The sequence below is a fragment of the Moorena sp. SIO4A1 genome, from assembly GCF_010672065.1.
In the GTDB taxonomy this organism is placed as follows: domain Bacteria; phylum Cyanobacteriota; class Cyanobacteriia; order Cyanobacteriales; family Coleofasciculaceae; genus Moorena.
This window is the reverse complement of sequence record NZ_JAAHHX010000045.1, coordinates 21911-39373: the sequence shown is the minus strand read 5'-3', so window position 1 is coordinate 39373 and position 17463 is coordinate 21911. Positions and strand designations below refer to the sequence as shown.

Sequence of the window (17463 nt, the reverse complement as noted above, 5' to 3'; positions counted from 1 at the left end):
GTACCTCTTGAAGATACAGGAGCATAAGGGCTAAAGGGGTTACTTAGCTATAACTTCCCAGCTGCCACCAGCCGCCTCGATTTTTTGGCGGGCACCACTTGTAAAGGCAGCAGCTTTGATATTGAGTGGCACATTCAGCTCCCCATCACCGAGTAGTTTCAATGGACCATCATTGGTGGTGACCAAACCTGTCTCCAACAAGGATTCCAAAGTTACCTCAGTATTGGCGGGAAGTGATGCCAACTTACCTACGTTGATTGTAGTGTAATGTTTGGGGTTAATGACCGTAAAGTGTTTTAACTTGGGAATACGGCGATATAAGGGCATCTGACCCCCTTCAAAACCAGGTCTTGTCCCTCGACCTGAACGGGATTTTTGACCACGCATTCCAAAACCGCAGCTAGCCCCTTGACCAGCAGCAATGCCACGACCTACACGGCGTCGGCGCTTTTTGGAGCCTTGTTTGGGGACTGCATCATTGATTCTCATCGTTTTTTGTAAGGATAAAAATGTTTTTTTTTGATTGACGGCTGACGCTAAACCGTCAACCTTGAGCATATTACTTTTATTTCTACCTACCTGGTTTTTAATTTATGCATAGATTTGTTCAAGGGGAATATCTCGTTCTTGAGCCACCTCTGAAAATGTGCGCAGGGAATCAAGAGAGTTGATTGCTGCTCTAGCATTATTGAGGGGGTTATTGGAACCAAGCTGTTTAGCTAAGACATTTTTAACTCCAGCTAACTCAAGTACTGTGCGCACAGCACCACCAGCAATCACCCCAGTTCCTGGAGCAGCAGGTCGCATGATCACTTTGGCTCCTACAGCCCTACCTCTAGATGGGTGAGGAATGGAATTAGTTTTGGTTAAGGGTACATCAATGAGTTGCTTTTTAGCATCAGCAACTCCTTTACGGACAGCACCAATTACATCACTGGCTTTGCCTACACCAACCCCCACTTGACCTTTTTCATTACCTACAACTACGATGGCGCGGAAGCTCAATTTTTTGCCCCCTTTGACCACCTTACTAACGCGGCGGATTTGGATAACCCGCTCTTGCCAATTACTTTCTTTTTCTTTAGAGCGGTTGTTTTTTCTCCGATTTGCCATAGTTCGCTATAGATTAAATCATGAATGATAGTAAGTAATCAAAGATTAGCTAATTTATCGCTGCTAACTCTTAACTAATTGCAATTGTCAGTTCTCAATTTTTAATTAGCATTTACTAAAAATCTAGCCCTGCTTCACGAGCAGCTTCTGCTAAAGCTTTGACACGACCATGATATAGGTATCCCCCACGGTCAAAGACCACTTTCTTGAGACCTTTTTCTAGTGCTCGCTGGGCCACCAACTGACCCACTTTAGCTGAGGCTTCACAAGTGGCTCCAGATTTGAGTTCAGATCTCAGAGCTGGTTCTAACGTTGAAGCTGCCACTATGGTATGTTGCTGATTGTCATCGATAACTTGCACATAAATGTGCTCATTAGAGCGAAATACAGCTAATCTTGGGCGTTCAGCAGTACCACTGACTTTCCGGCGTACCCGCCTATGTCTGTGTCGTATAGATTCTTTTCGAGTAAGTTTCATAGTTTACTTCTTACCTGCTTTACCAGCTTTACGTCTGACTACTTCACCGGCATATCGAATGCCTTTACCTTTATAGACTTCTGGGGGTCGAACTGCACGAATTTTTGCAGCTGTGTTGCCTACAACTTCTTTGTTGATGCCACTGACAATCACGTTGGTGTTGTTTTCAACTTTGACTTCAATCCCCTCAGGAGGAACGATCTCCACTGGCTGGCTGTAACCAACGTTTAAAATTAGATTTCGACCTTTCACTTGAGCTCGATAACCGACTCCCTGAATGTCCAAACGTTTTTCAAAGCCTTTGGAGACTCCCTCAATCATGTTGGCAACCAGAGTACGAGACAAACCATGACTTTCACGGGCGGTTCGGGTTTCTTCGCGCCGGGAAACCTCTACAGTTTCACCAACTTGCTCAGCTTTAATTGTATCTGGCAAAACCCAATCCAGTTCACCTTTGGAACCTTTGACCTTAACCTGTTGACCGTCTATTGTTACAGTAACTTTACTGGGAATTGGTATAGGGCGCTTGCCAATACGTGACATAAAATAATCCTCCTAACTAAAGAAGTATGAACTATGAAGTATGAAGTATGAAGTATGAAGTATGAACCATGTCATGAATTGGTTAATCAGCTAATCCGATCAATCCTAGGTTGTTATCGAACCGTTGGGCATATACTGATCTGGCTGCTCGAACTGATGCTCTAAGCTACAGGGGCTTTCAGCTGATAGCTGGCAAGCCTAGATTTTTAAGTAGCGCGTCAGCTGACGGCTCTTAGTATATCCTTCATCCTTCATGCTTCATCGTTTACCATACGTAACACAGAACTTCACCACCAATTCCCCGACGCCTTGCTTCCCTGTCGGTCATGATGCCATTAGAAGTAGAGATAATAGCAATCCCAATCCCTCCCAAGACTCTTGGCAGTTCTTTACGGTTGGAGTAAACTCGCAATCCCGGTTTACTCACCCGCTTCAGGGCTCTGATAATTGGTTTGCGATTGTTGCCCTTGTATTTTAGGGAAACAACTAAGTATCTTTTGACCCCTTCGCCTGCTTCCTCAAAATCAGTAATAAAGCCTTCTTCTTTGAGTACTTGGGCAATCGCCCGGGTCATTTTAGTTGATTGTACATTTGTTGTTTGATGCCGAACCAAGCAGGCATTTCTAATGCGGGTCAGCATATCTGCAATTGTGTCGTTTGCCGGCATTGTTCCTTCCTATGATTACAGGCTTATTTCTCCCGGAAAGGCATTCCCATCTCTTTGAGTAAGGCGCGACCTTCTTCGTCAGTGTTGGCAGTGGTGACTATGGTAATATCCATACCACGAATCTGATCGATGCTGTCGTAGTCTACTTCTGGAAAAATGAGTTGCTCTCGCACCCCAAGAGTGTAGTTACCACGACCGTCAAAGCTTCTAGGGCTAAGACCCCGAAAGTCCCGAATTCTTGGTAGGGCTAAGTTAATTAGCCGCTCTAGAAAGGAGTACATACGCTCTGAACGGAGGGTAACCGTGACACCAACAGGCATCCCAGCACGGATTTTAAAACCCGCGATCGCTTGTTTTGCTCGTGTGACCACCGGTTTTTGACCAGTGATGATCGCAATTTCGCTTACCGACGATTCCAGAGCCTTGGCATTTTGAGATGCCTCTCCTAATCCTCGGTTAAGACTAACTTTGACTAATTTCGGTACTTGATGAATGTTTTTGTAACCGAATTGCTCTTTTAATTTGGGGACTATTGTTTCCTGGTATAGGATTTTTAACCCTTTTGTCATAGTTTTTTTCCTTTGATTTCCCTGGGCTTGGTCAGGGCAATTGTGATTAGTTATTAGTCATTGGTCATTGACCATTAGCCATTAGTAACTGCCAATAGTAATTTTTTTGTTACTTTTTTGATTACTGAGGACTAAGGATTAAGGACTAGGGACTAATTAGTCAATAATCTCACCAGTTTTTTTGAGCATCCGCACCTTACGACCCTCATCGGTAAAGGTATAGCAGATGCGGCTGGCAATTTTTTCTTTATTCGAGTAAAGCATAACGTTGGAGCTATGGATTGGAGCTTCAAACGTAGCAATTTGACCTTTCTCACCTTCCTGTTGAGGCTTGACATGCTTAGTTTTGACGTTAACTCCTTTGACTACTACCTTGCTAATTTTGGGTAGCGTCCGCAAGATTTCTCCAATTTTGCCTTTATCTCGACCGGCAATCACTTGTACCGTGTCGCCCTTTTTAACGTGCATTTTGTAGCGTAATGGGGTATCTTTTTGTGCCTTCTTGCGTTTACTTGCCATCAGAGCACCTCCGGAGCAAGGGATATAATTTTTGTGAAGTTTTTCTCTCGCAGTTCCCGCGCTACAGGGCCAAAAACACGGGTACCTCTGGGATTACCATCTGCGTTTATGATTACTGCTGCGTTGTCATCAAAGCGAATACTCATACCGCTTTCCCGACGTAGGCCCTTGCGGGTGCGCACAATCACAGCCCTAACTACATCTGACTTTTTGACCCCCATATTTGGAATGGCATCTTTGACCACACCAATAATTACATCACCCACACCACCGTAGCGCCGATTTCCAGCACCAATAACGCGGATGCACATTATTTTTCTGGCTCCACTGTTGTCAGCAACGTTTAGGTAGCTCTCTTGTTGAATCATCAGTGTTCCTCCTCTAATAGAGTAATCAGTTATGAGTTAAACGAGTTATGAGTTAAACCTTGGTAAGTTTCCAATTCCGAAAGGATTTTCTTCCGAGATCTCACGCACATTTGTAGGTCGTGGAGAACCCACATCGACTATGGTTAACTCGCTATTTTGAGGAACTACTGACGATTTCAGCAACCATCCAGCGTTTGGTACGACTCAGTGGTCGTGTTTCTCTAATCCGAACGCGATCGCCTTCTTTACATTTATTTTCCTCATCATGAGCTTTGTATCGCTTGGTACGCACAACAATTTTGCCGTACTTTGGGTGGGGAGACCGATTTTCAATAGCCACCACCACAGTTTTGTCCATTTTGTCGCTGACCACCAGGCCAACTCTCTCTTTTGCTGCCATAATCTTTCCTATTCGTCTGATTCTGATTGTGGGGTATCACTTTCTTCTGATTGTGGGGTATCACTTTGTGAGGTATCTGTTGATTCTTTCTGAGCGAGTTGGCGTTCTCGTTCTACTGTCATTAGCTGAGCGATTCGGTGCTTCAGATGCTTAAACTGGTGAGGTTTTTCTAAGCGTTTGGTTGCCTTTTGCAGGCGCAAGTCAAACAACTGACGCTTAGCTGCTAAAATTTCCTGCTCCAGTTCGGCATCGCTCAGGCTTCTAGCATCTTCTATCTTGGGCAGAGCCATAGCTTATACCTGTTCCCCTTCACGAGAAATGAACTTCAATTTAATCGGAAATTTGTTAGCAGCCAGACGCATGGCTTCGCGAGCAACCTCTTCGCTTACCCCAGCGATTTCATAGATAATCCGACCGGGTTTAACTACTGCTACCCAAAACTCTGGGGAACCTTTTCCAGAACCCATACGAGTTTCTGCTGGACGCATGGTGACTGGTTTATCTGGGAAAATTCGAATCCAGATTTTGCCACCACGACGAACGTAGCGGGTCATTGCCCGACGACCTGCTTCGATTTGGCGGGAGGTAATCCAAGCTGGTTCTGTGGCTTGCAGCGCATAATCACCAAAGTTAATGGTACTGCCACGAGTGGCCATACCCTTCATTCTTCCCCGGTGCTGTTTGCGAAATTTTGTTCTTTTTGGACTTAACATAATTTGTTCTTTGTTAATTGAAAATCGAAAACTGAAAACTGACAATTAACAAGCAAGCAATTTTAAAATGACTAGTCATTAGTAACTAGTCATTTGACCGGTCTTCAAACTGCTGGCGGCGTTTTGGCTGACGGCGACGAGGTTGAGCTGTGTTAGGGGTAGGCTTTTCTTCTTGACCGGGAATCACTTCCCCTTTGAACACCCAAACTTTAATGCCCAAAATTCCATAAATGGTTTGAGCCGTTTTGTAGGAATAGTCAATATTTGCCCGGAGGGTATGGAGGGGAACTCGTCCTTCACGAGTCCACTCGCTTCGGGCAATTTCAGCTCCATTTAACCGACCACCTACCTGAACTTTAATGCCTTGGACATCAGCCCGCTGAGCCCGCTGAATTGCTTGACGAACCACTCGTCTGAAGGAAACTCGGCGCTCTAGTTGTTGGGCAATGTACTCGGCAATTAGGGTAGCATCTGCATCCACCCGCGATACTTCTACAACGTTGATGCGAATTTGACGACTGTTGTGCAGGGCTTTTTGCAGACCGACACGCAAAGACTCAATACCACTGCCACCACGACCAACAACTACCCCAGGTCGAGCTGTATGAATTTCTAAATCAATCTGGTCAGCTTTGCGCTCAATCCGGATGTCAGAAATTCCAGCATTATTGAGGTTTTTCTCAACATATTGTCTGATTTGGTAGTCTTCCTGCAACAGAAGCGGATAACGCTTTGAGTCGGCAAACCAGCGAGAGCGATGCTCTTGCGTGATACCTAGCCGAAAACCAATTGGATGTATTTTCTGTCCCACTGTTCTTTTCTTTCCCTATTATCGAGCCATAGCGCTATTAGTGTTTGCCCTTGGTAATTCTCAATTAACTCACTAACTAATCATCTACTTCTGGAGAAACAGCCACTGTGATATGACAGGTTGGCTTGCGAATCTGATAAGCACGACCTTGAGCCCTTGGTCGATATCGCTTCAAGCTTGGTCCCATATCCGCAAAAGCTTTAGTGATGTATAAGCTAGCCGGGTCAATACCTGAATTGTGTTCAGCATTGGCAACAGCGGAGCGTAGTACTTTCAATACTGGTTGGCAAGCCCGGTAGGGCATGAATTCCAGAATGATCAGAGCTTCCCGATAGGAACGCCCTCGAATTTGGTCAAGTACTCGCCTGACCTTACTTGGAGACATTCGAATGTAGCGTGCGATCGCTTTAGTTTCTGCTGTAGTGTCTATCGCCATCGTTCCATCATTTGCTTTCTTTATAGCTACTAACTACTGAACTAATCACTTTAACGACGGGCCTTACCATCCTTAACATGTCCCCGAAATGTTCGAGTCGGGGCAAATTCGCCCAGCTTATGACCTACCATCTGCTCATTGATAAAAACTGGTACATGTGTCCGCCCGTTATGAACGGCAATGGTGTGACCTACCATCTGCGGCACAATGGTTGAGGCTCTTGACCAGGTTTTAATCACCTGTTTTTGGCCTTTAGCATTCAAGGTTTCAATCTTAGTCAGAAGACTATCGGCTATAAAAGGACCTTTTTTTAATGAACGACCCATAATTCAACGCTCGTTAGTTTTTAGTTGTTAGTTGGTAGTTAATAGTTGCTAGTTTGTAGTTAGTAGTTGCTAGTTACAACCTTTAACCTGCTAACTTTAACGTTCAACTCCTTAAGAATCGCGACCGCCGCGCCCTCGCTTCGAGGATTTCCGCCTACGCCGGACAATTAAAGAACTACTTTGCTTTTTGACCTTACGAGTTTTGGCTCCCAAGGCTGGTTTACCCCAGGGGGTTACTGGACCACTTCTACCAATCGGAGCTCTACCCTCACCACCGCCATGGGGGTGATCTACCGGGTTCATTACACTGCCCCGTACTTGGGGACGACGGCCTCTATGTCGATTGCGACCAGCTTTGCCTAAACTCAAGTTTCTCGCTTCAACATTACCGACCTGTCCAATAGTGGCGTAGCATTCTTTACGCAACATCCTGACTTCACTAGAGGGCAGCTTTAGGGTGACATAGTCACCTTCTTTTGCTTGCACTTGAGCAGTTGCCCCGGCAGCACGAACAATCTGTGCTCCTCGCCCTGGGATCAGTTCAACGTTATGCACGTTTGTGCCTAAGGGAATATCCTTTAGGGGCAAGGCATTGCCTATTTCGATGGGAGAGTCAGGCCCAGATATGATGCTTGACCCCACTTCCAAACCCACAGGATGCAAGATATATCGCTTTTCCCCATCTTGATAGTAGAGGAGCGCAATCCTAGCATTCCGATTGGGGTCATACTCAATTGCTGCCACTTTTGCTGGAATATTGTGCTTATCCCGGCGGAAGTCAATTACCCTGTATAGACGCTTATGTCCGCCACCGCGATGGCGACAGGTAATAACACCGCGATTATTGCGACCTTTTTTACGATGCTTAGACTTGGTTAGGGATTTTTCTGGCTCAGTCCGAGTAATCTCAGCGAAGTCTGAGACAGTACCCTGACGAGTGCCTGGGGTGTATGGTCTATAGCTACGGATGCCCATAACAAGTATTTTTTAATTAGTTTGTCTTGACTAGTTTGTCTTAACAATTGACAATCTACCAATTGGCAATTAACCAAATTAATAATTAGCATTTAGCAATTAGCCAGTTTTATACGTCTGGGAATAGAGTAATGGAATCTCCTGGAGCTAGGGTAACAATCGCCCGTTTGTACTGGGGTTTGTAACCTACAAATCTTCCCACTCGACGCTTTTTACGTGGCGGACGTAGGGTATTTACTGCCACCACTTTCACTTCAAAAAGACTTTCAATCGCGGCTCTAATTTGTGGCTTTGTCGCTTTGATAATCACATCAAAGACATACTTGTTCTGCTCCATCAGTAGGGTCGCCTTCTCAGTCACAATTGGGCGAATCACCAAATCAGCAAGGTCACGGGGGTTATACTCAGTCATTGTAAACCTCCTGAATTTTGGTAAGAGCCGTGTTAGTGGTCACGATTTTATCAGCGGCTAGGATATCATAGATATTCAAGTTGGTGGCATAAATCAACTTGACAGTTGCTAGGTTACGGACTGACAAATAAACCTTTTCTTCTGGCTGAGCTAGGATTATGAGAACTTTTGACTCAGGCTCAATTCCCCACCGACCAATTGCTGCCACCACATCCTTGGTTTTGGGTCGTGGTAGTTGCTCAACAAATTCCTCTACCACAATCAAATCCTCGGCTCGACTCATAAACGCTGTTCTTAGAGCCAAGCGACGCTCTTTGCGGTTCATTTTCTGGCTATAGTCTCTGGGTTTCGGACCAAAGATCACACCACCACCACGCCATAGGGGTGAACGATTCGAACCAGCACGAGCACGACCGGTTCCCTTTTGTCGCCAAGGTTTGCGTCCTCCACCTCTAACTTCGGAACGAGTTTTTGTACAAGCATTGCCTTGACGAGCATTGGCCATTTGTCTAACCAGTGACCGGTGAACAATGTGGGCAGCGTTTTCTTCTTTGGCAACTCGCATCTGGAGTGTTGCCTGCCCTACTTCTTCCCCTTGCCAGTTTCGCACTGAACAATCTACCATTTGTTCTCTCCTTCTTAGGGACCAAGCATTTAGCAATTAGCTGTTAGCTTTTCAGCACTCAGTGCTAGTAGTAAAAATAAACAGTTACATATACATCAGGCTTACACCTAACGATGAGGGAGCTAATTGCTTTTTCGTTCTGACTAACGTCCGACTTTATTAGTTGGTGCAATGCTCAATAGTGTCCCTGGTTTACCGGGAACTGCACCTTTAATCAGTAGCAAATTGCGCTCTGCATCTATCTTGACTAACTCAAGTTTGCGAATTGTCACCTTGGTACCGCCGTAACGACCAGCCATTTTCTTACCTGGATAGGTACGACCAGGGGTTGTCCCTGCTCCAGTGGAACCTGGGAGGCGGTGGTTTTTGGAACCATGAGCCATCGGTCCTCGCCTGAAGTTGTGACGTTTCTGATAACCCGCAAACCCGCGACCAATGGTTTTACCGCTGACATCGACAATTTGACCAATACTGAACATATCGGTATTGACTGGCTGACCCAGTTCAAACTTACTGGTATCATCCACGCGGTACTCACGTAGGTGGCGTAAGGGTGGGGCGCTAGATTTAGCCAAGTGTCCTATTTCAGGCTTAGTAATTGCCTTTGGCTTGACTTGGTCATAACCAATTTGAATGGCATTGTAGCCATCTGTCTGGTTAGTTTTTATTTGGGTCACAGTACATGGCCCTGCTTGGACGATGGTTACAGGAATCGCTCTTCCTTCATCATCGAACACTTGGGTCATACCGAGTTTGGTACCGAGGATACCGACAGACACTGGTTTCTCCTTTGTAGACATTGCAGCAGTCTGGCAGCAGGGATATTCACAAACCTGAATTCCCTTTGTGCCACAAACCTGGTCATTATAAACCTGGTCACTATTTATAGTGGATAAACCTCTCCTCAAAAAATAAGCAGAGAGCCCACTTTTATCTAGCTCGGCATGATGGTCGAGCTAGATTCTCGTTCAATTGCGTTTACTGGTCAGAAAAGGCTATTAAACTTGCCTGACTTCGCTGGGACTTAAGTTGTTAATGACTCAGTATCCCTTGATCCACGAAAGTGTAAGCACTGATTGACCTAAAGCAGACCCAAGAACTGATGGGAGTTGTTTATACCTAACTGTCTTTGACCTACTTTAGCCCTGATGCCAAACAAACGCCTGGTATGCTGTGTATATTGTCTTGCCTCGAACCTATTTCTCAGCCCACAGCACACGCAGCTATTCAGTTGCTTAATAAGCAACTGTCATAATGCCACTATTGTATAGTATATAGTATTTTGCTAAGGGTGTCTAGTTATTTTGAGAATTAGTTTGAAAAAAATTGCCTTCCTGTATGGATTTATCTGAAATCGGGGGATTCGGGTCTCGAAGGATGCGTTCGCGTAGCGTAGCCCTTCGGGCTAATCGCATAGTCTCGAAATCAAATAATTCAGTCCTCATCCCATTCCCCAGACAACAACACACAATCCCCCACCTGCAATACTCCAGCTTCATCCACCGGATTATACAGTTTCCCTTGTCTACGCAACGCCTGAACTATGACATTGTATTGATTCTGGAGATCCATTGGCTTCATACCCACCAAACTTGAATTCTCTACCAAAGTTACCCAATGCTTAGATCCCTCACTAAGGAAACTGCGACTTTCGATCCAGTCTCTAAACGCTGCTAATTCTTCCGGTTCCCCAACAACTAGCAATCGATCCCCTGAACGCAACGTCATCTTACCTTGTGGGTAGTGGACTATATCATTACCTTGTTGAATTGTCAAAACTGTTACCCCAGTCACGTTACGGATATCTGCTGCTGCCAGAGTTACCCAATCTAGACGGGAAGTTTGACTCAAAGTCACCCACTCACTGTGGAGTTCTTGGGCAACATCAGTGATGTCTTGCTGCTTTGAATAGGTAGCTTGTTCAGGTCGTACACTCAAATAGCGGTCTTGGTGAATCCGATTGATGACCGACTGAATCATCCCTGGGGTTTCTCCCAATGCTACTAGCACATGGGCTCCCATTTCCAATGCTGCCTCAAATTCTGGTTGCACTACTTCCCGCGCCCCTAACTGGGTAAGTAGGTCAATTTCGCTATTTTTGTGAGAACGAGCCACAATATCCAGTCCTGGGGCAAACTTGAGGGCACGTTTGAGCAACAAGCGGGTACTGCCAGGATCGGGCAGAGCAATGGCTAGGGCTTTAGCTTTTTCTAGATGGGCTTTTTCTAACACCAGTTCCGAGTGAGCATCCCCAAACATATAGGGAATTTTTTCATGTCTTAATCGTTGAATAGCAGCTTCGCTATTTTCAATCACTAGTACCTGATGCCCTTGATTGCGCAGGATGTTGACCAGTACTCGCCCCACTCGTCCATAGCCAGCCACTACCACATGATTACAAATCGTTTCTGGAATTGACAAAGCTTTAGTGCCCTGAAACTGACGCAGGTAGTTTTTCAGAAACGGCAGATTTACCAGGTGGTCTGCTATTCGGGGAGACCATCTCAGCCACATGGGTGTCAGGACTAGGGTAATGGCTGTGGTTCCCACCAGGAGTAGATACTGATCCCTAGTGATAAATCCTAACTCAAAGCCAACCACTGCTAATACAAAGGAAAATTCTCCAATTTGATTGAGACCAAAACTAGCAATAAAAGCAGTTTTAAAGGAATAGCCAAATTTCAGTACAATCGGTAGGATAATGGCTGCTTTGCCCCCCATGACTAACATCACTAAACCGATGATTATGCCGAAGTTTTCGAGCAGCACTTCCGGCTCAATGAGCATTCCTATGGATGCAAAAAATAAACATACAAACGTATCTTTAAGGGGAATTATTTTGGCAACTGCTTGGTCAGCATAATCAATTTCAGCCATCATTAAGCCTGCCACAAATGCTCCCATTTCAACGGATAGACCAAGTCCAGCAGTAATCAAAGCAATCCCTAAACACAGGGCAATTACTGTGATCAGAAATAGCTCACTGTTTTCAGTGCGGGCAATATATTTAATGAGATGGGGAACTATCCAGCGACCGGCGGCTAGAGCAGCAGCTAGAAACACCAAAGCTTTGAGTAAAGCAACAACTAAAGCTGAGCCAATATCTGAGGGCTGCTGAAGGGCGGGGATGACGGCTAACATCAGACCTAAACTAAGGTCTTGAGCAATCAAAATTGCCAGCATCACTTGACCATGAAGGGTATTGGTTTCTCCTCTCTCCATCAGAGTTTTAAGAACTACTGAGGTGGAGGAAAGGGAGATGATGAATCCGAGCATTATTCCCGGAGTAAATCCATCAACCCAACCAAGTCCATTGGCTAAAACTGCAACTAGGGTAATAGTGAGACTAATTTGCAGTAAACTCCCTTTAAGGACAATATCTTTAAATCGTTTAAGCTGGGATAGAGAAAACTCTACCCCATAGGTGAATAACAAAAAAACAATCCCAATTTCAGCTAGGGATTTGACTTGTTCTAATTCGCCTACGAGTTTAAGACCAAACGGACCAACCAATAAACCACTGGCTAAATAGCCTAAAAGTACAGGTTGACGTAGCCGATTGGCAAGGTAGCCTCCCAGAGCAGAAGCCCCTAGAACTGTGGTTAGATCCAGAATTAAATTGTGTCCTGAGGCCATGATTAGGAATGGGTAATCGGTTATTGGTCACAGGCTTCATACCTGGAGGTTTTCCCTTGTGCCCTGATTTTTTTGTAACCTACCCACTTGAACTAAGCAACTTGGGCATCAAGGAGTTGGTAAGGAAGGTTCAAAGTACTCTACCCACCTGATAATTTTTTCAGTTATCTTATGACGGTAGAGATTTCCAAGAACTATGACTTTAGAACAGTGTAACGTTTGTGGGTCTTTAACCAGCACCAACGATGAAATTTGCCTAAGTTGTGGTTATCCAGCTAAAGGTCGGCCAAAGTTAGTTTTTTTCAAGTGGACTGCTATCGGTGTTGCTGTAGTATTTGGTCTCTTTCTCCTACTAGGGGTCATTAACAGAGTCGAGCAACACCTCAACTCTCAACCTTCGACACAGATAGACCGATAAGATAGACCGGTAAGATAGCGTTGGGTTATCCGTGTATCTGTGTATAAGGGAAACCGTGCCAGCACGCAGCAGACACAGCGCGCAGCAGACACAGATACACTTAGTTAGAAGTCGGGGGAGTAATCAGACCATTAGCTGCACCAAATAGATTGATGGGATTTTTGCCATCGGTAATCAAAACACTCTGGATACCAAGTGCTTCTAGAAGTCTTGCCTGCATTTCCGGACCTGCTTGTGCGATCGCTTGAATGGTTTGAGGACCAATTGCTTCTACTTTCTGTCGGTATTCTTCACTCTTAATGTGAGCCATACGCTCAGCTTTGGCAATCTCTAGGTTATTCAAACTCTGTTGATGGGCTAATTCAGCTTCCTGACGTGCTTTGAGTTGAGCTAACTCGATTTCATTGCGAATCCGAGCCGCCTCGGCTTCTTGCTGAGCCAAGTTAACTGCTAATTGTCCTTGAATCTGAGCCGCTTCAGCCTTAGCTCTCGCTTCTGCTGTTGCCTGACCTGTAGACTCAATGGCTATATTTTCTGCTTGTAATTCTAGAAGTTTTTTCCGTTCTGCTTCTGCTGCACTTTGATCCAAAATCACTTGCCTTTCCAACCTGGCTTTCGCTTCTTGCTCAATCCGTTCCGCATCTTGGCGTGCAGCAGCTTCTTGAGCATCAGTAGTAATTTGAATCGCTAGCTGCACTGACTTTTGCAAGCTCCTTAAGGTTTCTTCATCCACTGGCTCCACTGACTGAATGTCAATATTGGTAATTACCAGGTTATTCGCTCGAAAACGAAATTCATCTCGAATATGACCTTCTTGATCAGTGCCAAACACGGCCTGACGGATAATCCGGGCTGAATTGCGGTGAAATTCATCAAATTTTTCCCCTGCTACAGCACCCCGCACTCGGGATGCGATCGCTTTACAAGTATCTCCCACAAAATCAGGTACTTGAAACAATCTAGCTGCAGTCTGTTCATCGTGTCTGTCCACATCAAAGTACCAGTTATAGGACAGTTGTAGCTGCAATCTGGTATGGTCTGCTGTCTCTACGGTAAAGATATCGGTCATGAAATCAGGACCGAGTAATAAGGCTAAGGATTTGATGACATTAGGTCGTTTGGGCTTGCTACCTGACAAAGAAAGCACAGTAAAGGCTTCATCTGGTTCGAGCATCACCAAGTCCGGTCCAAATACAGTTCTTGCAGTTCTGTTTTTATAATCATGGAGCTGTACAGCAGCATTTTGAGGAATATGAAACACAACTGCTCTAGTCTTATCCCGTTGGGATAGACCTTGGCGTACTCCTGATTTTCCCTCCGACTGATCCCCTCCAGCTAGAGAATGCTCACCACGCCCAGATAATGGGTCTATTTTTTGCATCAACAGTTCCTCAACTACCGATGGCAGTTCTTTTTCCCAAAGCTTCTCATAGGGAGTGAGCATATAAGCCTGAGGACCACCGACCAGCTTGAGTTCACCAGTCTGAATGTTACGCACATAGATACCTTCATTCTTATCGAGGGGAATGGCTTGACGCTTCTCAACCACTTCCACTTCCACAGGGGGAATATAATCTTGTGGCCCAGCAATCATCCACAAATCCCCTGGTTGATGAGTAATGACCTGGTCACCTTCCCCTTCATTAAAAGCTTCTTTGGCTCGAAGCAATAGTGATTCGAGCTCACTGAGAACATAGATGTTTTGGATACCATTCTCCAAGGACTCACCAGGATGCAAGAAAAATGATGTTCTCCCCTGGCGAATCTCTCGCATACCCAGCTGAGGTTTACCAGACTCATCAATCGGGTCAAGCACAATACACCATTCGTGATCGCTCAGGGTAGTAATGGTGACTTCCCCCACTACATCTTCATAAACATCGGGAATATGAATTTCTGCATCTTCAAAGGTGACCAACCATTCATCTCCAGCTTTACGCTGACGACCAAAAATATCAGTAAAGGTGCGTTTAGCTTTCAGATGTAATGCTTTTTGTTCTGTCAAAATGTAAGCATTAATAATGCCAATTACTTCTTCATCCACACCAGGTAAATAGGCTCCTTCTTCTCTAACCAGCCATTCTTCACCTGCTATACGTCTATTCCTTTGACGATCGGTGCAATTCTGCCGTGCTAACAGGTGTAAGGCTTGGTTAGGTTTAATCACCTCAGCTGTTACTGTCTCAACTACTTCAACCTCCACTCGGGGAATATAGGTTCCAGGTCCTTCAAATAGCCATTCATCACCTGCTAAACGGTTAATTGTTTCAGTCTGGGTTTCTCCATCAACTATTCTCGTAACGGTATCGGTAAAATCCCGAATTGCTCTCAGACGCAGTGCTTGATTGGTCTCGACTACTGCCAGTTGGGTGACATCCCCTACTAGTTTCTCGTTTGGATAAAGGGGAAACGGATCTTGCGCGAAGCGAATTTCCAGATCACCGTAGCGCAGTCGAATTTGACCATGCTGATCAGCAATGGGTTGACCGTCTTCATCCCGGAGTAACGGATTAGCAACCACACAATAATACCGAGGCGGCACAATAATCATCGGTTCAGGTTTTAAGATCAGCCGCTCGTGATCGCGAAGGGTAATGGTTTGAGGACCAACCTCCAGTCGGGTAACACCAGTGTTGTTGTCTAGAACATGAATAAACTGTTGGGGCTTGATGCGAATCACTTCACTAGTTGTCCTAGGCACTTCCATTTTCTTCTCTGTTTTACGCTCAGTTGTAGTCATAGTCTTGGTCTAATCGAACTGGATTACTAAGTTGCCTTCATAGGTCGTAAGTAGTCAGACACAATTAAAGCAGAATTTTTTTACAAGGTAACTTCGGATCAGGAAATTTCACGATTCATGTAGGATTACTATAGTTCATGGTTTATCCCTAAAGCCTAATCAACAATCAACTATTTTGTAACCTGACAGCAAATGAACTCCCTATAAAACTAACCTAACCTTTATTTTTCTGTTCTGCTAAAATAACCAAAACTCGTTATGACTACGTCAAGTTTATGGAGTTGGGAGCAATTTCATCTGCTGATCGGCACATTAAGGATAAAGGATCAGGGATGAGGGATTAAGAATTAAGGATTAGGCACCCTTAGATTATGCTTGATACCATTAAGTACTAACAACTATTAACGATTAATCATTAACCCAACCCATGAAAATACTAATAATTTTTTTTTACGATATAATCAGGATGATTACTATCTAAGATTAAACAAATAAGGGGCATACTATGAATCGTGATGAATTCCTAAAACGCTACGAAGCCGGTGAAAGAGATTTTTCTGGTATTAATTTTAAAAAGGCTAACTTGAAAAGTACTAACCTCAAGGGTGTTTGTCTAAATTATGCTGACTTGAGTAATGCTGATTTAGAGGAAGCTAGTTGGGATGATGTGGATCTAAGTCATGCTAACTTGAGGAATGCTTACCTATATGAAACCACTATCGAAAATTCCAACCTCACTAAGGCTAACTTGAGTCATCTAGTAGCATCTGAATCAACCTTGGAAAACTGCGACTTTAGTGGTACTGATCTGAGCTATGCTGATTTATCTGTAATCTATATGGCTGGTAGTAAGCTCACGGATGCCAATTTTACTTATGCTACCTTATGTGACGTTTACCTAGGTGATTCTGACCTGAGCAATGCTAACCTCAGTTATGCCCGTATGCTAGGGGTTGATGGCTGGAAAAAAGCTGACCTTAGTAGTATAAATTTTACTAAAGCTATCTATACGTCATGCACTGAGTTTCCGACTGGATTTAACCCATCAAAAGCAGGAGCAATCTTTATTTGTGCAGAGGCTGACTTAAGCGGTTTAGACTTGAAAAATATCAACCTTGGTTATGAGGAAATGTCTGGCGCTAACCTTAGTCATGCTAATTTGAGTGGTGCAAGACTGTATAATAGTGACTTGAGGGGCGCAAACCTAAGTTATGCCAATTTAGAAGGTGTTGACTTTCATGATGCTGATTTGAGTGAGGCTAATTTTAGCCATGCTAATCTTAAAAAGGCTAAATTAGCTAAGGCTGAATTAAATGATGCTATTTTCTGTAACACTATTATGCCTAATGGTAGGATTAGAAATAATAAGTAATTGTTAGCTAGATCAATTTAGCTCAGTGAGAATATAATTCTTGGTAATTGGTAATGTGTAATGGCTAATGGCTAATTTTGGTTACTCCCGTACCATTGGCTTTCCTTATCAAAGCAGTGGTTTTCTTTTGATTATACCATTCCTTGAAGCAGCAACTCCTCTCCCGGCAGCGTTGCTTAATAATGGAATGATTTGAAGACTTTTGTGGAATGGGCATCTTGCCCGTTCCTGACGGTGCGACCCGTGGCGAATTTAATTCTTAATGGGTCAAGCGCACCGGATCTTTTTGGGCAGGCAGGATGCCCACCCCACTCATATTCATCCGAAGATTCAGCAATGCCA

Annotated in this window: 23 protein-coding genes; 2 read left to right on the top strand and 21 right to left on the bottom strand. The window is 44.5% G+C overall.

The window, feature by feature from the left end; all coding sequences use genetic code 11:
• Positions 1-39: 39 nt before the first annotated feature.
• From rplO to F6K53_RS24760, 19 genes are all read right to left on the bottom strand, one after another.
• Entirely contained in the window at positions 40-489 is a 450-nt protein-coding gene (gene rplO, locus F6K53_RS24850) for a 50S ribosomal protein L15 (protein ID WP_070390675.1), read from the bottom strand.
• A 102-nt stretch (positions 490-591) separates the two neighbouring features.
• Positions 592-1113, bottom strand: coding sequence for a 30S ribosomal protein S5 (gene rpsE / locus F6K53_RS24845; RefSeq protein ID WP_008191187.1), 522 nt, complete (start codon positions 1111-1113; stop codon positions 592-594).
• Positions 1114-1228: 115 nt separating this feature from the next.
• Entirely contained in the window at positions 1229-1591 is a 363-nt protein-coding gene (gene rplR, locus F6K53_RS24840) for a 50S ribosomal protein L18 (protein WP_008191189.1), read from the bottom strand.
• Between the two features lie 3 nt (positions 1592-1594).
• Complete coding sequence (gene rplF, locus F6K53_RS24835) at positions 1595-2134, bottom strand: 50S ribosomal protein L6 (RefSeq protein WP_293071538.1); 540 nt, start codon at positions 2132-2134, stop codon at positions 1595-1597.
• Between the two features lie 265 nt (positions 2135-2399).
• Positions 2400-2801, bottom strand: coding sequence for a 30S ribosomal protein S8 (gene rpsH / locus F6K53_RS24830; protein ID WP_293020892.1), 402 nt, complete (start codon positions 2799-2801; stop codon positions 2400-2402).
• Positions 2802-2824: 23 nt separating this feature from the next.
• Entirely contained in the window at positions 2825-3370 is a 546-nt protein-coding gene (rplE, locus tag F6K53_RS24825) for a 50S ribosomal protein L5 (protein WP_293020893.1), read from the bottom strand.
• A 156-nt stretch (positions 3371-3526) separates the two neighbouring features.
• On the bottom strand, positions 3527-3889 hold the full coding sequence (gene rplX, locus F6K53_RS24820) for a 50S ribosomal protein L24 (protein WP_293082547.1): 363 nt from the start codon (positions 3887-3889) through the stop codon (positions 3527-3529).
• Positions 3889-4257, bottom strand: a complete 369-nt coding sequence (gene rplN / locus F6K53_RS24815) for a 50S ribosomal protein L14 (protein ID WP_070390681.1) — start codon at positions 4255-4257, stop codon at positions 3889-3891. Before rplN ends, rplX begins: the two co-directional genes overlap by 1 nt.
• Before the next feature lie 151 nt (positions 4258-4408).
• The gene (rpsQ, locus tag F6K53_RS24810; protein ID WP_071102179.1) at positions 4409-4657 is read right to left on the bottom strand and encodes a 30S ribosomal protein S17; all 249 of its coding nucleotides are present in this window, start codon (positions 4655-4657) and stop codon (positions 4409-4411) included.
• A gap of 8 nt (positions 4658-4665) precedes the next feature.
• A complete protein-coding gene (gene rpmC, locus F6K53_RS24805) occupies positions 4666-4947 on the bottom strand; it encodes a 50S ribosomal protein L29 (RefSeq protein ID WP_293071536.1) in 282 nt (93 codons plus the stop codon).
• A gap of 3 nt (positions 4948-4950) precedes the next feature.
• On the bottom strand, positions 4951-5370 hold the full coding sequence (rplP, locus tag F6K53_RS24800; RefSeq protein ID WP_071102180.1) for a 50S ribosomal protein L16: 420 nt from the start codon (positions 5368-5370) through the stop codon (positions 4951-4953).
• A gap of 85 nt (positions 5371-5455) precedes the next feature.
• Positions 5456-6181: a 30S ribosomal protein S3 gene (gene rpsC / locus F6K53_RS24795; RefSeq protein WP_293020898.1), complete on the bottom strand. Its 726-nt coding sequence runs from the start codon at positions 6179-6181 to the stop codon at positions 5456-5458.
• A 76-nt stretch (positions 6182-6257) separates the two neighbouring features.
• Positions 6258-6617: a 50S ribosomal protein L22 gene (gene rplV / locus F6K53_RS24790; protein WP_071102182.1), complete on the bottom strand. Its 360-nt coding sequence runs from the start codon at positions 6615-6617 to the stop codon at positions 6258-6260.
• A gap of 50 nt (positions 6618-6667) precedes the next feature.
• A complete protein-coding gene (gene rpsS, locus F6K53_RS24785; RefSeq protein WP_071102183.1) occupies positions 6668-6943 on the bottom strand; it encodes a 30S ribosomal protein S19 in 276 nt (91 codons plus the stop codon).
• Positions 6944-7054: 111 nt separating this feature from the next.
• On the bottom strand, positions 7055-7918 hold the full coding sequence (gene rplB, locus F6K53_RS24780; protein ID WP_070390685.1) for a 50S ribosomal protein L2: 864 nt from the start codon (positions 7916-7918) through the stop codon (positions 7055-7057).
• Positions 7919-8027: 109 nt separating this feature from the next.
• Positions 8028-8330 carry a 50S ribosomal protein L23 gene (locus F6K53_RS24775; protein ID WP_075895721.1) on the bottom strand — a complete coding sequence of 101 codons (303 nt, stop codon included), beginning with the start codon at positions 8328-8330 and terminating at the stop codon, positions 8028-8030.
• Positions 8323-8955: a 50S ribosomal protein L4 gene (rplD, locus tag F6K53_RS24770; RefSeq protein WP_075895723.1), complete on the bottom strand. Its 633-nt coding sequence runs from the start codon at positions 8953-8955 to the stop codon at positions 8323-8325. Before rplD ends, F6K53_RS24775 begins: the two co-directional genes overlap by 8 nt.
• A gap of 143 nt (positions 8956-9098) precedes the next feature.
• Positions 9099-9734, bottom strand: a complete 636-nt coding sequence (gene rplC, locus F6K53_RS24765; RefSeq protein WP_293072607.1) for a 50S ribosomal protein L3 — start codon at positions 9732-9734, stop codon at positions 9099-9101.
• Between the two features lie 655 nt (positions 9735-10389).
• On the bottom strand, positions 10390-12591 hold the full coding sequence (locus F6K53_RS24760; protein ID WP_293020903.1) for a cation:proton antiporter: 2202 nt from the start codon (positions 12589-12591) through the stop codon (positions 10390-10392).
• Positions 12592-12787: 196 nt separating this feature from the next.
• Here F6K53_RS24760 and F6K53_RS24755 point away from each other — a divergent pair, with 196 nt between their 5' ends.
• Positions 12788-13009, top strand: coding sequence for a hypothetical protein (locus F6K53_RS24755; protein ID WP_293020904.1), 222 nt, complete (start codon positions 12788-12790; stop codon positions 13007-13009).
• A 100-nt stretch (positions 13010-13109) separates the two neighbouring features.
• Here the strand turns inward: F6K53_RS24755 and F6K53_RS24750 are convergent, their stop codons facing one another.
• Positions 13110-15749 (bottom strand): colicin uptake protein, encoded by a 2640-nt coding sequence (locus tag F6K53_RS24750; protein ID WP_293082544.1) that lies wholly within the window; start codon positions 15747-15749, stop codon positions 13110-13112.
• A gap of 505 nt (positions 15750-16254) precedes the next feature.
• Between F6K53_RS24750 and F6K53_RS24745 the strand changes: the two genes are divergently transcribed.
• Positions 16255-17121, top strand: coding sequence for a pentapeptide repeat-containing protein (locus tag F6K53_RS24745; protein ID WP_293020907.1), 867 nt, complete (start codon positions 16255-16257; stop codon positions 17119-17121).
• A gap of 64 nt (positions 17122-17185) precedes the next feature.
• Here F6K53_RS24745 and F6K53_RS24740 read toward each other — a convergent pair whose 3' ends face one another.
• On the bottom strand, positions 17186-17338 hold the full coding sequence (locus tag F6K53_RS24740) for a hypothetical protein (RefSeq protein ID WP_293082541.1): 153 nt from the start codon (positions 17336-17338) through the stop codon (positions 17186-17188).
• Positions 17339-17463: the final 125 nt, after the last annotated feature.